The sequence below is a fragment of the Shinella sp. genome (assembly GCF_049651085.1).
In the GTDB taxonomy this organism is placed as follows: Bacteria; Pseudomonadota; Alphaproteobacteria; order Rhizobiales; family Rhizobiaceae; genus Shinella.
In genome coordinates this window covers 156,469-170,654 of the sequence record NZ_JBASBL010000018.1, presented here as the reverse complement: position 1 = coordinate 170,654, position 14,186 = coordinate 156,469, and the positions used below count along the sequence as shown (strand labels likewise).

Below are 14,186 nucleotides of genomic sequence, written 5' to 3'. Positions count from 1 at the left end.
ATGCTGCCGCGATGGCGCGGCGCGCGCACTCTCGGAAGAATCGCCCGGCAATTCAAGTGGCTATATCAAGCAGTTGCGCATCCCGGCAGGATCGAAGACCGGGCCTGCCAGCCCCTCCTCGCGCTTCGGGACGTCATGGGAAGAGGTGACCGGGATCGCGTGGCGGCACAGCGTCTTGCGAAAGTAAAACCCGAAATACCGGCCCCGTCACTCGCTCCCTGCCCGCACGATCAGAAGCCAATCCGTGTCCCCCGACGCATTGGACGAGGCGGGAACCGCCAGTCGCGGCACGTTACCCCCTTGTGCCGACCCGACCAGCGCACCCGTCGAGGGATCGTACCACTCCATCGTCAAGGCGGGGGCAGCCATTGCGGCAGGATCCAGATCGATCGTGGCGGCATCGTAGATGTAGATGACGGCGAAGGTCCCGTCGCCGGCGACAGAGGAGACGGCGGCGGCGGATGGTGCGCCTTCCACATTGCGCAGGAATCGCCCTTCATCCGGTTTCAGTTTCCACCAGGCTAAGCGCGCGAACAGTTCTGCCAGATGCCCGATGCTTTCGGCCCCCTTGCTGCCAAGCGCATCCCGCCAGCCCATCGGCGTGTCGTAAAGCGCCGGGCCGCCGAAATGCCATACCGGATTGTTGCCGAAGACCTGCCCGCTGGCGCCCGATAGAAGAGCGCCATAGGCGATCTTGCGGACCTCGGCCGCCACCACCCCATGTTCCTGCTCATAGCGCGATTCGATCAGGAAGAAAGGGCGCTGGTGCGGGCCTGTACGATAGCGCGCCAGCGCCGCGGCAGCGGTATCCTCGTAGGTATAGACCGTATCAAGCACCAGCCACTTTGCATCGGGCCAATAGGCGGCGGACGCCGTTTCGCGGCTGCCGTGAACCGTCTGCATTGCGCCGGGCGCACCCTCCTCGATGCCTTCCGCCAGCGCCTCGATCAGCCCGCGATCCGGCGGATCGTAGTCGCCGCCCTGAACCCAGACGATGTTGGGATAGCGGGCATACCGTTTCCCGACATAGCGGCCGTAGGTGCGAAGCGCCTCGGGGCCGGCAGCCGCCATCTTGCCATACCAGCCCTGCGGCCCGCCATTCGCGCCGGCATAGGCGGGCGCAAGCAGGACCAGCATGCCGGCCTCGAGCGCAGCGTCCAGAACATGCTCGGCAGCGGCAAAGTAGGGATCGTTCGGCCGCGCGAAATCGCCAGGCGTCAGGAATGGCGCAATGCCTGCGGCATTGTTGGGCGCGTTGCGGGCAAACTGATGCTCGATCAGCGAGACCAGTATCGTGTTGAAGCCCCGCTCCTTGCGATCGGCGATATAGCGATCGGCATCCTCGGGTGGAAGATCGGCGATCAGCGACCAGGCTGAATCGCCGGTGATGAGGAACGGCTTACCGGTCGCGTCCTCCAGATAGGTGCCTTCGGCGGCGATGCGCAGGGGGAAGCGCTCCTTTCCCCCGGCAAGCGCCACATGGCCGGGCAGAAGGACAACGGCCAGGAGAAAGAGCCATATGGCAAGAATGATGGTTCGCATCGTATTCGCTCCCTCGGTCGGCATCGCGGTTCAGAGCCGCTCCCGCACGACCCGCAACCAGTTTTTCAACGGCCGCGGCAGGAAAGTGCGCAGCCCGGCGCGCAGACCTGACGGCAGCGACCAGCGGTCCATCGAAAGGGGCGCTGCGATCGGTGGCGGGGCCGCTTCGATATCGTAAAGCAACGCCGCATATCGCTCCGCCATGCGCTCTACCGTGAAGGCTCCCGCAACCTTCCGCCGCGCGCCGATGGAGAGACGGTGAAGCCGTGCCCGGTCCTTGTCCAACACGCGAAGGAGGCTTGCGGCCTTTGCCGGATCGCCAACCGGAAAGAGCATGCCGTCCCGCCCGTCATCCACGATCATGTCGGTGACTCCGCGAAGCGCCGAGGCGACGGGCACGCAGCCGGCCGCCATCGCCTCCACCAGTGCGAGCGGAAGGCCCTCGTAGCGGGACGGCATGAGGAAGATGTCATGGGCTGCCATAACCCCCGCCACCGCATCTGCCGCAACGGCTCCGGCATAGACGACACGCGGTGTCCCTCCGGGCATGGCGGCCTTGAGGCGCCGCAGATCCGGGCCGTCCCCGGCGACCGTCAAGGTCGCGGACGCCGGCAATCGCTCCAGAATATCGGGCAGCCACATCACGCCCTTGGAGGCATCCTCAATCCGCCCTAGGAACAGGATGCGCAGCCCCTCCCCGATCGGTCGTGGCAACCGGTCGACCTCGGGGAAGGCGGCCGTCGAGACGGCGTTGGCAACGACAAAGGTCCGATCGGCCGAAAAATGATGCCGCTTGACGAGATCGTCGCGGCAGCGTTGCGAGACGCAAACGGTCGCGTGCACATAGGGCCGGATAGCCTGCGCCGCGGCATAGGTGCCCGGCGTGATGTTGTGCACGACCATGAGGCGCAAGAGTTCGGGCGGAAGATAACGCACGATATTGGTCTGCACCCTGTCGCTGAGCACGTTGACGACGACACCGTCGAAGCCCCCCGCCAGAATTGCCCGTTCCATCCGGCGCGCGATGCTCTTTCCGTCCTCCGCGCCCGACGTTTCGACGAACGAGCCGAACGCGGCCTCGCGCTCCAGACCGGCAGGAAGGCCCTGCCCGCCCGAGGACAGACCGAGCCAGCAAAGCTCGATCCCGTGCGGCGCCAGGCCGCCGCGCAGATGCCGAAACACGGTATAGGTGCCGCCAAGATGCGGCTGGACGAAATAGGCAATCTTCATGGGCGATCCTCAGCCGCCTTTTGTCGCGGCGAATGGGCAATCGCGGAAGCTAGGCCTTGGAAAGCGGCCGCCGCCCTTTGCGGGAGAGGGTCGAACACCTACCCCTTTCGCCTGAGGCCGGAAGCAGAATGTCCGCGTTTTCCACGCTGTGCCGCGGCGCGATAGTTCGACGGCTTCGGCAGCCTCGCCAGCCCCATACGATAGCGGTGGACATCCATGAAAATCGGCCTGCTCGGGCAGTTCGGGTCCGGAAACTCGGGCAATGACGGCTCGCTGGAGGCGATGCTCGTCTTTCTACGTCGCGCCTGCCCCGACGCGGCCCTGCTATGTATCTGCTCCAATCCGGCAGCGATCCGCGACCGCTTCTCGCTGGAGGTGTCAGGCCTTCGCGGCGGCGGCGCCTTCACCCGTCCGTTCCTGCGGTGGCTCGACGCCGTCCTCCTGCATTTTCCCGGCCGGCTTGCCGCCCTCGTCGCGATCCTTCGGGCGGCCAGCGGCATCAATGTGATGGTGATTCCCGGAACCGGCATTCTCGACGATTTCCAGGAAACGCCATTCGGATGGCCTTTCATCGTCTTCTGGTGGTGCCTTGCCGCCCGACTGCATGGCGCCCGCATTGCCTTTGTCAGCATCGGCGCCGGTCCGATCCGTGGCACACTCAGCCGCTGGTTCCTTAAATCGGCGGTGCGGATGGCCGCCTATCGCTCCTACCGCGACGACTTTTCGCTCCACTATGTCCAGGGTCTCGGGATCGACACGTCCTCCGATCACCGGTTTCCCGATCTTGCCTTCGGATTGCGCGAGCCCACCCGCCCCGAGAACGACAACGGACCAAAGCGAGTGACGATCGGCATCGGCGGCATGCGATACCGGGGATGGGAGAGAAATCATGCAAACGCGGAGACCATCTATCGAACCTATGTGAACAAGATCGCGGTCCTGGCGAACCGGCTGCTCGACACAGGACACGATGTGCGCCTCTTCATGGGCGACACGTCCGATACAAAGGCACTCAACGACATCCGCGAGATTCTTGCCGTCGCCACTGGCGACCGGAAAGGCCGCCTTTCGGGCACCTATACCGTCACACTGCAAGAGGTCATGGAGGAAGTCCTGAAGGTCGATATCGCCATCGTCTCCCGTTATCACAACCTGCTCTGCACCCTCAAAATCGGCCGGCCGGCCGTATCGCTCGGCTACGCGGAGAAAAATGACGAACTGATGGCCGAATTCGGCCGGGCCATGTTCTGCCAGCATATCGAGACCTTCGACGTGGAGCAGGTGCTGCGACAGGTGCATATGACGCTGGGGGACCTCGCCGCCGCGCGGAACACGATCGCCCAGCGCAATGCGACGATCCGCGCGGAGCTTGTCCGTCAACAGGACCTGCTGCTCTCCGGGATATTGCTTGATCGTAGCGGTAAGACCCTACCACTTGCACAGGATACCCTACGCTAAATGGACAAGTGGCCATTGTTTCACGCGCGCCTATCCTCGTTACAACCGGCGGAGTGAAGCACATGAACTTGAGGCCAGAAGCGCGCGGCAGGCCTGTGGCACTGTCATTGTCCCCCAGCGACACTCGGAAAGCGTGAGCCACATGGTCCGACGCGCTTACGTGATGGCATCGCTGGAACAATATCTCGCTCTTGTCATCAATTTGGCGGTGCTGATGACGATGGCCCGCGTTCTGACGCCCGGCGAAATCGGCGAAGCGGTAACGGGTCTGGCAATCGCCGTCGTCGCCTTCTCCACCCGTGAATTCGTCACCTCGGAATTCCTTATCCAGCGCCAGAGCGTCGATGCAGCGGCGATGCGCACGGCTTTGACGCTTCAGGTCGTGGTCAGCGCTGTGATCGCCGCGGCGCTTGTTGCCCTGTCCGGCCTGATTGCCCACTTCTATGCGACGCCGGCCCTGTCCTTCTTCCTTTTTCTGGCTGCGATTGCAGGGTTCATCGAAGCGCTCGCCCAGCCGGTTGTCGCGCTTCTGCGCCGCGAGATGAGTTTCGGTGCGCTGGCCATCATCCGCACGGTGGTTTCCCTTGTAACCGCGCTCGTCACGATCGTGCTCGCCGCTTTGAATTTCGGCCCCGTAAGCTTCGCGTGGGGCATGCTGGCGGGGGCGTTCACACTCGCTGCCCTGGCCCTGTACTGCTCACCGCTGCCGGTTGTGACGATTTTCCGCCCGGATCTTAGATATTGGCGCGAGGCGCTGGCATTCGGCCTTTTCAAGGGAGCCGCGCTCGTGGTGGAGCGTCTCCACGAGACCGTGCCTCAGTTGATCCTCGGCAAGATCGCATCCATGACGTCGGTCGCGCTCTACAACCGTTCGAACGCCCTGTGCGGCATCCCCGACCGCATCGTCATGTCGGCCTTCTACAGCATGGCCTTTCCGGCATTGGCAAACCGTGTTCGCGAGGGGCATGACATCGAGAAGACTTATTTCGGCGTACTCGCCTACCTGTCTGTACTCTACTGGCCGGGCGTGGTGCTGGTGTCCCTGCTCGCGCCGTCAATCGTTGCGATCGTGCTTGGCCCGCAGTGGGAGGAAGCCGTACCGATCGTGCGCATTCTGGGCCTTTCCGCCGTCTTCTGGCTGCCCGTCATCGTGACCGGGCCGCTTCTCCTCGCGCTTGGCCGGAACCGGGATGCCTTTCTGGCCAGTCTGATCTCGCGCTGCCTTGCATCCGCCATTCTTTGCGCCGCCAGCCTCTACGGCGTCACCGCCATGGCCCTCAGCCAGTTCGTCTCGCTTCCCCTCCAGATGCTGGTCGCGCTCGTCTTCGTACACCGCCACCTTCCCTACTCCCCCCGCGCCCTCATCGCTGCGCTTGTGCCGAGCGCCATCGTCACCGGATTCTCGCTGGCGGGTCCGCTGGCGCTTCTGGCGCTGCATGGGCAGGAGACGGGGTTGCCCGGATTTACCGTCGCGATCCTTCTTGCCGGCGGCGGATGGCTGATAGGGCTGCATGTCACGCGCCACCTGTTCCTGGCCGAACTCCACATCCTGCTTAGCGCTGGCCGCGCCCGTGCCCGTCGCCTCAGGCGGTTTCTGGCCACATCGGGAGCCTGAACCATGACGAGCATCGACGTCGTTATCCCGAACTACAATTACGCCCGCTATCTCGAAGCCTGCGTGAAAAGCGTGCTTTCCCAGGATATGGGCCAGATGCGCGTCCTGATCGTTGACAATGCCTCCACGGATGACAGCGTGGCGATCGCCACCCGCCTGGCGAAAGAGGACCCGCGAGTGGAGTTGCTGCTCCGGCCGGAAAACCTGGGGCCGCATGCTTCCTTCAATGCCGGGATCGACTGGGCGCGCGCCGATTATTTCCTTCTGCTCTTCGCGGACGATTTTTCCGTACCGGGCGCGCTGCGCCGGGCAACCGCCATCATGGAGCAGGATCGCGGTATCGCGTTCTGCTACGGCCGCGACGTGGCGATCCGCGGCGACGCGCTTATCCCCGAAATCGAGGCGCAGCCTGCCACGCCGCCGATCAGGCTGATGACGGGACGGGCCTTCATCGAACGGTTCTGCCGCCTCGGCGTCTTCCAGATTCCAGGCCCCTCCATTGTCGTGCGCACGAGCGTGCAGAAGCGTGCCGGGCACTATCGGCCCGCCCTTCCGCACAGCGACGACTACGAGCTCTGGCTGCGGCTCGCCATGCACGGAAGCGTCGCCGAAATGGATTGTATCCAGGCAGGCATCCGGACGCACGACGCAAACAGATCGACAGATCTTTGGGCCCGGCAGATTCTGCACATCCTCCATACGGCAGATGCGGCCGAAAGCTTCTTTCATCATGAAGGCCGGTGGCTCGAAGGAGCGGAGGCGCTACGCCGACGTGCGCGGCGCGGTATTGCCGAGCGCGCCTACTGGTCGGCGGTCTCGCATGCCCTGCGCGGAAACAGGCAGGCCTGGAAGCTGCTGATGCTCGCCTTCCGCCTGGCGCCGGCGACGGCCGTGCTGCCGCCGCTCGGCTACCTCTTGCAGCGCCCCGACACGATGCCGCGCATGCGATCCCTCATAGCCAGGGCTTTTCAATAGGATCTCAGCGCTCTGCCACGTCGCCTTCATCCAGGATGAGGCTCACGCGCAGGATGTCGCCCGCCCGCACCGGATCTGTCTGGCCGACGTCAACTTCCCGATATTTGCCATCGATCAGCCGGACTGCAGAGAAACGGAAGGCTGCCTGCCGGCTGCCATCCTTCTTTTCAAGCGCGATGCCCGCCTCGGCCATCGCCTGCAGGCTGTAGCTCATCTTGCGGCGAAGACGCAGGATATCGAGGTTCACCTCGCGCAGGTCTGCCGCAGCCTCTCCGCGCCGCTGATCACGGAGCGAGGCGAGCCGCCCTTCGATCACCGTAAGGTTTTGACGCGCGCGCGCCAGGAAGGAGCCAAACTCCAGCACGTCGCGGTTGGTCGCGGATATTTCGCGCTGCTTGTCACGAAGCTGGGTCTTCGGCGTCAGGCCGCGCTCCACCATGGTTCTGGCGACCTTGACGTCCTCGTCGAGCAAAGCGAGTTCGCCATCGCGCAGCTTGCCGCTCTTTTCCAGCGTGTCGATCTCCTCCAGATAGCTGATCTTTTGCTGTTGCAGGCTCTTCAGCTCGCCGGCAAGGCTCGTGCGACGAAGCTCGAACAGCGTACGCTCGGCCTCCACGACCTGGCGGACGATCCGCGGATCCGGCGTGCCGATCTCTTCGCCCGGCAAATAATTGAAGGGCTGCCCGTTCAGCTCCGCCTCCAGGCGCACCCGCTTCACATCCTGCCCGAGAAGCTGCACGACGAGATCGGCATAGTCCTGGCGCAGGCCGGAAAGCCGCATGCCGGCATTTTCGCCCTGCGACAGCACCTCCTTCTGCCCGCCCCCGAGCGCGAACAGTTCGAGCGCGATCATGCCGGGGCGGAAAGCGTACCCGCCAGGCCTCTGCACCTCGCCCACAATGAAGACCGGCGCATAGGTTTCAACGACGACCGCCACCGAAAGGTTGGCGATGTGCACCTTCAGCCCGTTATCGATGGCCTGCCGGACTTCATCGATTTTCTTTCCGCTTACGGGGACGTTGCCGAGCAGCGGATAGCCGATCGTGCCATCCGTACCGATGGGAAAGGATCCGCTCAGTCCGGCATCGCCATAGACGGTGACGCGAAGGATGTCGCCGCTCGACACCACATACCCTGGTTCCTGGGCGCTGGCCGGCGTGGTCGCCCCCCCTGCCAGCAGAAGGCAGGCGAACACAGCCAGCCATGCGGCGCGGCGCACGGACCGATGGCATGCCCGCAAGACGGCTTGTACCTGTGCCATGGCGCTTCAGACCTCACATCCCGACGGCGGACGGCGTGTCGATGGACATATCCACGCGTTTTCTTCCCTCTGTCGCTGGGCCGGAATGATCCGCGACGAAGGGAACGACGTTCCGGCGCTCCAGCGTGGTGCGAGACGCACAGTTGACGACAAGACCGTCGACCGCGATGCCGGCTGTCTCGAACTTGCGGATGGCCCGCGAGGTGCTGGCGGGGTCCGCGCCCTCGGGAACGACCAGAATCGTTCTGTCGGAAAGGGCGGAAACCAGCAAGGCGCTCGACCCGTTCGATACGGCCGTCGAGTCGATGATGATGAGATCATAGGTCTGCCGGAGCGTGGACAGGAGCCGCGCGAAGCCGTCACGACCGAGAATATGCTCGGACGGCACATTCGCCGCAGCGGTGCAGATCAGGTCGACACCCGACGGACCATCATGGCGGACGAGGTCGTCCAGCCGGACATTCTCGTAAGAGCCGAATGTTTCCGCGGCATCCAGCGGCTCGACACCAAATTCCTCTGCAACCGCCGGATTGGTCAGATTTGCGTCCACCAGCACGGTCCGCAGCCCCGTCGCCGCAAGCGAACGGGCAAGACAGGACGAAACAAGCGTCTTGCCCTCACCGGCGCCGGCGGACGTGACGGAGATAACCTGCACGTTTCTGTTCCGCGCCGAGAGCCGCAAACGGCCCTGCACGTCGGCCACCGCATGGGCGAACGGCGAAAGAGAGTGTCGCATCAGGTCCGCAACACCCGAACGCTGCTGCACCGCAAGTTCAGGGATGCGCCCGATGATCGGAATGCCGACGCTGCTTTCATGCGGATCGGGACGACGCAGGAAGCTGGCGCGCAATTCGAGAAGGAAAGTCGCAAGCAACCCGCCAGCAAGGCCGAACATGAGCCCGCCGAGTAGCCAGGCAGAGGCGCTCGGACTTGACCGCGACCAGGACGGCACGGCGCGCGAAATGATGCGTGCCTCCGCCATCGCGATACCATCCTGCTCGATCGTCTGCTTGTAACGCGTCAGGTAGCTCTCGTAGATCGCTCGGTTCGCGCTCGCTTCACGGTCGAGCTGGTCGGCCTGCACGATCGCTTCATTCGCGTTCGACATCTCCGCCTGCAACTGTTTCAGGTTGGCTTCAAGTCCCGTCTGCTGGCGGCGGGAAACCTCGATCTCGGTGCGCAGACTGTCGACAATCTGCGCCACCTCGGAACCAATCTGCGCCTGGATCGTCTCGAGCTGCGAGGTCAGATCGGGAATCTGCGGGTTCTTGACCGCGCCGCTTTCGCTGATCGATGCAAGCTGGCGTTTGAGCCGGGCTTCCTCGCTTCGCAATTGCTGAATTGCCGGCGAGTTCAGGACCTCGACAAGGGCCAGACCGCTTTGTCCGTCGGGCACGTCGAGCGCCGTCGCCAGACGGGCAACCGACCCCGCGAGTTGTGCTCGCAGCCTCGCCAGTTCCGCGTTCAGCCCGGCGATCTGCTGGGACAGCAAGGTCGTGCCGTTCGATTTGGCGATGCCCGATTTCTCGCGGAACGAGGTTGCCGCATGCTCGGAGCGTTCCAGCTCGCTTCGCAAAGTGACCAGCCGGGTCCCCAGCCAGTCGCTGACCCGCCGGGTCGCCGTCGTCTGGAGATCGACCTGATAGTTGATATAGGCCTCGGCATAGGCATTGGCGACTGCCGCCGTGAATTCGGGTTCCATGCCGGTGAAGGCGACATAGATGGTGTAGGAACGGCCGTCATTCGTGACACGGACGCCGGAGGTCAGGTTGTCGAGAAGAGTGCGCCGATCGACGTGCAGGTTGTTCGATGCGGCTTGCCCGGTCGCCTTTTCCGGCGCCAGGCCGAAGCCCTTGGCAACATCGACACCCGTGCTCTTCAGATAGGCCAGCACCCGCTCGGCCATCGATCGAGAGCTGATGATATCGACCTCGGTGCGCAGCACCGGGCTTTCCTGCGGCAGCGGCGAAACGACGGATTCCGTCGGCAGCACCTGGAATTTGCGCACGTCCAGCGCCAGCACCGCCTCGGCGCGGTAGCGCGCCGGCTGATCGAGATAGCCGACGGTCGCGACCGCCACACCAGCTGCCACGCAGCCGAGGATCAGCCATCGGCGTTCCACAATGCCCGTAAGGACCCGAGGAATGGCGAATTCCTCGGGGTTGGCCGGTTTCTCAGACCAAATCATGACTGGATTCCCGTTGCGAAAAGGGCCTACGCCCGGCTGTTTTGATAGGTCTCGTCCGACATGATCTCACCCACCTTGCAGGCGACCTCGGTCCGATTGGTCGCACCGAGTTTCTTCATGATGTTACGAATATGCACCTTCACCGTGCTCTCGCAGAGATTGAGTTCACGGGCGATCAACTTGTTCGCCTTGCCGCGGCGCAACGCCTCGGCGACGGCGGCCTGGCGCTCGGTGAAGGCTGAATGGCCGCAGACCTTGTGCGAATAGATGCCGAGAAGGTTGCGGGTCGCAAGCACGCAGGCCGCCGGAACGAACTGCCCACCGGCGATCGCCAATCCGATCGCCTCTATACAGACATCGATATCGACAGAGCTTGGAATGAACCCCTGCACGCCGAGATCGATGACCTGCAGCACATGTTCGAGCGTCTGGTTGTCCGACAGCACGACCACCGGCACGGGTTCCAGCGATGTCACGAGCTGGGTGATTTCGTCCCTGAGTTCCGGGTCCGCTATGTCCCTGCTGCCCATGTTGACAAGGCCTGCGCGAAGGGTGCCAAGGCTCGCCCTGTTCTGCTGCCAGTTTGCCACACCTGAAAAGGTATGGACGCTGATGCCGATCCGATGCGAAACAAGACTGTTCGCGAGGCATTCCCGATCGAGATTGCGCTTGTCGAAGATCGCGACATAGTCGCTCTGGGCGTATCCCTGCGGTTGCCTGTCCACATATCCCCTGGATTCTGCGCGCATATCGATGCCGGCAGAATTCCGGTTCCGGAAAATATTGATCGACTCCTTCTCGAAGTCTACATCGTCATCTCTCGCCATAGTCCCTCACCAATTTCCTGGTCAGAATTACGAGTCTCGAGCTGCGTTCGCTCCATGGCCACCCGCCGCTAGGCCAGGGCCATCTTGCGCACCGTGAAGGCCTCCGCAAACAGCGAAGGCGAACGGCATTCCATTCCGCGCATGCGGGCTATTCCCCGAAAAACATCCGCGTGGAACCAGTCCTTTGACCTCTGTGTCGCGAAGTGCTCCATGAGCAGATCGATCTTGCGATCGATGACACCGGAAGGCAGCGGCACATAGGCATTGCGTTGCGTGATGTCCCCGTCCCATTTAGGGATTTCGTACTCTAGCACAAAATGATCGCGGAATACGTTAGTGGTTAGCTTATTTAGTTCTCGATGATCTTGGTGCGCATCAAGACGGCTATGGGTGAAGATGACATCCGGTTCCACCCGGTCGCGCAGCGTCAGCATGAAAGCCTTGATCTCGCGACTCTGGCTCGGAAAATAGCTGTCCTCGAACGCACAGACCTCGACCGTGGAAGCGACCGCACCCTCGAGAAAAGCCGCCGCCGACCGGCGCGTTTCGGCCGCCCGCTCAGCGGTGGCACTCATGACACACCAGTGAACCTCCAGCTTAACCCCGCCAGCAATCAGGCTGAGGATCGTGCCGCCGGCGCCGATCTCGATGTCGTCGGCATGCGCGCCAAGACAGAGAATCCGCAACCGGTGTCCAGCAAGGGCCATGGGCAGCGTTTTCATGGGCGACCTACCCTGCGAAGGCTGGATATGCGCTCGCCCTCCGTCTGCCGGACCCACGGCATTTCTCCGCGCTCGACCATCTCCTCCAGCACCTGCCAGTCGCGCAGAGTATCCATCGACCGCCAGAACCCGTCATGCTTGTAGGCCATCAGCATGTCGTCCTTGATCAGCCGCTCGAAGGGTTCGAGCACAAGCTCCTCGCCCTCCCGCATGTAGTCGAATATCTCGCCGCGCATCAGGAAATAGCCGCCGTTGATCCAGATCTCCGACGTGTCGGACGAGCGGAATTCGCGGACCCGTCCCGTCTCGTCGATATCGGCGAGGTGGTAGGTGAGCGGCGGCCGGACCGCGAGGAAGCAGGCCATCTTTCCGCTTGCCTCGAAACGCGCAACCATGTCGTCGAGGTCGACGTCAGTCAGGCCGTCGCTGTAATTGGCCAGGAAGATGCGCTCGCCCCTGACCTGCTCGCGCACCGCCCAGAGACGCTCGCCGATATTGCGCCAGATGCCTGTGTCGATCAGGGCGATGCGCCAATGCTCCTGCGCGTCGCCGAGAAGCTCGACCCTGCCCTCGCCGGACACGATACAATCCGAAAACGTCTGCGGCCGGCAGTTCAGGAAGAAGTCCTTGATGACGTTCGCCTTGTAGCCAAGGCAGAGAATGAAATCGTCGTGACCGTAGGAGGCGTAGTACTGCATGACGTGACGCAGGATCGGCTGCGCGCCGAGAGGGATCATGGGCTTGGGAATGGCCTCCGAATATTCGCGGATGCGCGTTCCTCGCCCGCCGCAGAAGAGCACCACCTTCATGACATATCCTCCTGCGGATCGACGACGCTGACTTCAGGGATAGGAATGATGAACTTTGCCCCCCATTCGCCGACATGGCGCATCTGGGCGATGATCTCGGCCTTCAGGTTCCAGGGCAGGATCAGGATATAGTCCGGCCGGTGGCGATCGATCTCCTCGACGGGCAGGATGGGAATATGCATGCCCGGCGTGAACCGGCCGTGCTTGTAGGGGTTTCGGTCCACGGTGAAATCAAGGAAATCCGTGCCGATCCCGCAATAGTTCAAAAGCGTATTGCCCTTGCCGGGTGCGCCGTAGCCGCAAATGCTGCCGCCGCGCTCCTTCACGCCGATAAGGAAGTAGAGAAGGTTGCGCTTGGCCTGCCGGGCCCGGGCGGCGAAAGACGTATAGGCCTCCACGCCATGCAGACCGGACCGGCGCTCCTGTTCCAGAAGCCTTGCGACATTCGGACCGATGACACCCGACCTGCCGGCATGGCCGAGAAAGACGCGAAGCGAACCGCCATGGGTCGGCAGCTCCTCGACATCGAATATCTCCAACCCGTGCCGCCGGGCGGCGATCTGCACCGTGAACAGGGAGAAATACGAGAAATGCTCGTGGTAGATCGTGTCGAACTGGTTCTGTGCGATCAGCGTAGCGACGTGGGGAAACTCAAGCGTCACGACACCCTGCGGCTTGAGAATGCGCGTCATGCCCTCAAGGAAGTCGTTGATATCAGGCACCTGCGCAAGCACGTTGTTGGCGACGATCAGGTCGGCCTTCTGGCCGGCCGCCGCCATGTCCCCTGCCAGCCGCTTGCCGAAAAATGCGGTCTTCGTCGGAATGTTCCTGGCAATCGCCACCTGCGCGACATTGACCGCCGGCTCGATGCCAAGGACTGGAATGCCGCGTGCCACGAAATGCTGGAGCAGGTAACCGTCATTGCTTGCGACCTCGACAACGAAACTGCGCGCATCAAGCGCGAAGCGATCGATCATCCGCTCGCAGTACAATTCCGCATGCGCCACCCAGCTGGTGGAGTAGGATGAGAAATAGGCGTATTCTTCGAAGATGCTTTCGCGGCTGACATATTCCTCCAGCTGCACGAGCATGCATTCCTCGCACACACGCACATGCAATGGATAATACGCTTCCATAAGGCCGAGCTCGCTTTCCTGGCGGAAGCTTTCGCACGGCGGCGACATACCGAGATCGACAACGGTGTGCTGCAAGGGTCTGCTGCACAGCCGGCAGGCTGGTCGTAGCGACAGGCTTGGGGAATCCGAGAGCGAATGGCCGGCCCGAAAATTCATGGCAATGCCTCCAAGGATTATCGGTCCACACCGAAGGAGGAGGCGATTGAAGATAGCCTTTCCGTAACAGGACCGTTTCTCGACTTGGTTCCAGATTAAGCGTGCAATACGAAACCCGCGATACAACCATGCGAACATAACACCCTATCCGAAAGGCGTAGCGTTCTGACACGCGCGTAAACATTTCCTAACCACATCATATCGTTGCCCTTCACGGTACGCCGGAAACAGCACTTGGCAGACAGGCCAGGTCAGGCAGGATCGAGA

The 14,186-nt window shown here is 62.8% G+C and carries 11 protein-coding genes; 3 read left to right on the top strand and 8 right to left on the bottom strand.

Going from position 1 to position 14,186, the window contains the following annotated elements; all coding sequences use genetic code 11:
- Window positions 1–207 precede the first annotated feature (207 nt).
- Together WA950_RS10780 and WA950_RS10775 are read right to left on the bottom strand one after the other, a co-directional pair.
- Window positions 208–1,542 (bottom strand): DUF4038 domain-containing protein, encoded by a 1,335-nt coding sequence (locus tag WA950_RS10780; RefSeq protein WP_424551706.1) that lies wholly within the window; start codon window positions 1,540–1,542, stop codon window positions 208–210.
- A 30-nt stretch (window positions 1,543–1,572) separates the two neighbouring features.
- Window positions 1,573–2,772: a glycosyltransferase family 4 protein gene (locus WA950_RS10775; RefSeq protein WP_424551705.1), complete on the bottom strand. Its 1,200-nt coding sequence runs from the start codon at window positions 2,770–2,772 to the stop codon at window positions 1,573–1,575.
- A 216-nt stretch (window positions 2,773–2,988) separates the two neighbouring features.
- On the opposite strand from WA950_RS10775, the gene WA950_RS10770 reads away from it, so the two are divergent.
- The 3 genes from WA950_RS10770 to WA950_RS10760 all read left to right on the top strand — a co-directional run bounded on the left by WA950_RS10770 (window position 2,989) and on the right by WA950_RS10760 (window position 6,820).
- Window positions 2,989–4,230, top strand: a complete 1,242-nt coding sequence (locus tag WA950_RS10770; RefSeq protein WP_424551704.1) for a polysaccharide pyruvyl transferase family protein — start codon at window positions 2,989–2,991, stop codon at window positions 4,228–4,230.
- Between the two features lie 142 nt (window positions 4,231–4,372).
- Window positions 4,373–5,845 carry an oligosaccharide flippase family protein gene (locus tag WA950_RS10765; protein WP_424551703.1) on the top strand — a complete coding sequence of 491 codons (1,473 nt, stop codon included), beginning with the start codon at window positions 4,373–4,375 and terminating at the stop codon, window positions 5,843–5,845.
- A gap of 3 nt (window positions 5,846–5,848) precedes the next feature.
- Complete coding sequence (locus tag WA950_RS10760) at window positions 5,849–6,820, top strand: glycosyltransferase family 2 protein (RefSeq protein ID WP_424551702.1); 972 nt, start codon at window positions 5,849–5,851, stop codon at window positions 6,818–6,820.
- A gap of 4 nt (window positions 6,821–6,824) precedes the next feature.
- Here WA950_RS10760 and WA950_RS10755 read toward each other — a convergent pair whose 3' ends face one another.
- From WA950_RS10755 to WA950_RS10730, 6 genes are all read right to left on the bottom strand, one after another.
- Window positions 6,825–8,081 carry a polysaccharide biosynthesis/export family protein gene (locus WA950_RS10755; protein WP_424551701.1) on the bottom strand — a complete coding sequence of 419 codons (1,257 nt, stop codon included), beginning with the start codon at window positions 8,079–8,081 and terminating at the stop codon, window positions 6,825–6,827.
- 13 nt (window positions 8,082–8,094) lie between these two features.
- Complete coding sequence (locus WA950_RS10750; RefSeq protein WP_424551700.1) at window positions 8,095–10,269, bottom strand: GumC family protein; 2,175 nt, start codon at window positions 10,267–10,269, stop codon at window positions 8,095–8,097.
- 26 nt (window positions 10,270–10,295) lie between these two features.
- Window positions 10,296–10,994, bottom strand: coding sequence for a helix-turn-helix transcriptional regulator (locus WA950_RS10745; protein WP_424551699.1), 699 nt, complete (start codon window positions 10,992–10,994; stop codon window positions 10,296–10,298).
- A gap of 170 nt (window positions 10,995–11,164) precedes the next feature.
- Window positions 11,165–11,818, bottom strand: a complete 654-nt coding sequence (locus tag WA950_RS10740) for a PIG-L deacetylase family protein (RefSeq protein WP_424551698.1) — start codon at window positions 11,816–11,818, stop codon at window positions 11,165–11,167.
- Complete coding sequence (locus tag WA950_RS10735) at window positions 11,815–12,627, bottom strand: sugar phosphate nucleotidyltransferase (protein WP_424551697.1); 813 nt, start codon at window positions 12,625–12,627, stop codon at window positions 11,815–11,817. The genes WA950_RS10740 and WA950_RS10735 overlap by 4 nt, the downstream gene beginning before the upstream one ends.
- Window positions 12,624–13,919 carry a methyltransferase domain-containing protein gene (locus WA950_RS10730; protein ID WP_424551696.1) on the bottom strand — a complete coding sequence of 432 codons (1,296 nt, stop codon included), beginning with the start codon at window positions 13,917–13,919 and terminating at the stop codon, window positions 12,624–12,626. The genes WA950_RS10735 and WA950_RS10730 overlap by 4 nt, the downstream gene beginning before the upstream one ends.
- Window positions 13,920–14,186: the final 267 nt, after the last annotated feature.

Bases quoted from the DNA above. Each gene is read 5' to 3' on its own strand.
- WA950_RS10770 (WP_424551704.1), top strand. From the start codon at position 2,989: ATGAAAATCGGCCTGCTCGGGCAGTTCGGGTCCGGAAACTCGGGCAAT.
- WA950_RS10780 (WP_424551706.1), bottom strand. From the start codon at position 1,542: ATGCGAACCATCATTCTTGCCATATGGCTCTTTCTCCTGGCCGTTGTC.
- WA950_RS10755 (WP_424551701.1), bottom strand. From the start codon at position 8,081: ATGGCACAGGTACAAGCCGTCTTGCGGGCATGCCATCGGTCCGTGCGC.
- WA950_RS10730 (WP_424551696.1), bottom strand. From the start codon at position 13,919: ATGAATTTTCGGGCCGGCCATTCGCTCTCGGATTCCCCAAGCCTGTCG.
- WA950_RS10750 (WP_424551700.1), bottom strand. From the start codon at position 10,269: ATGATTTGGTCTGAGAAACCGGCCAACCCCGAGGAATTCGCCATTCCT.
- WA950_RS10765 (WP_424551703.1), top strand. From the start codon at position 4,373: ATGGTCCGACGCGCTTACGTGATGGCATCGCTGGAACAATATCTCGCT.
- WA950_RS10735 (WP_424551697.1), bottom strand. From the start codon at position 12,627: ATGAAGGTGGTGCTCTTCTGCGGCGGGCGAGGAACGCGCATCCGCGAA.
- WA950_RS10760 (WP_424551702.1), top strand. From the start codon at position 5,849: ATGACGAGCATCGACGTCGTTATCCCGAACTACAATTACGCCCGCTAT.
- WA950_RS10775 (WP_424551705.1), bottom strand. From the start codon at position 2,772: ATGAAGATTGCCTATTTCGTCCAGCCGCATCTTGGCGGCACCTATACC.
- WA950_RS10740 (WP_424551698.1), bottom strand. From the start codon at position 11,818: ATGAAAACGCTGCCCATGGCCCTTGCTGGACACCGGTTGCGGATTCTC.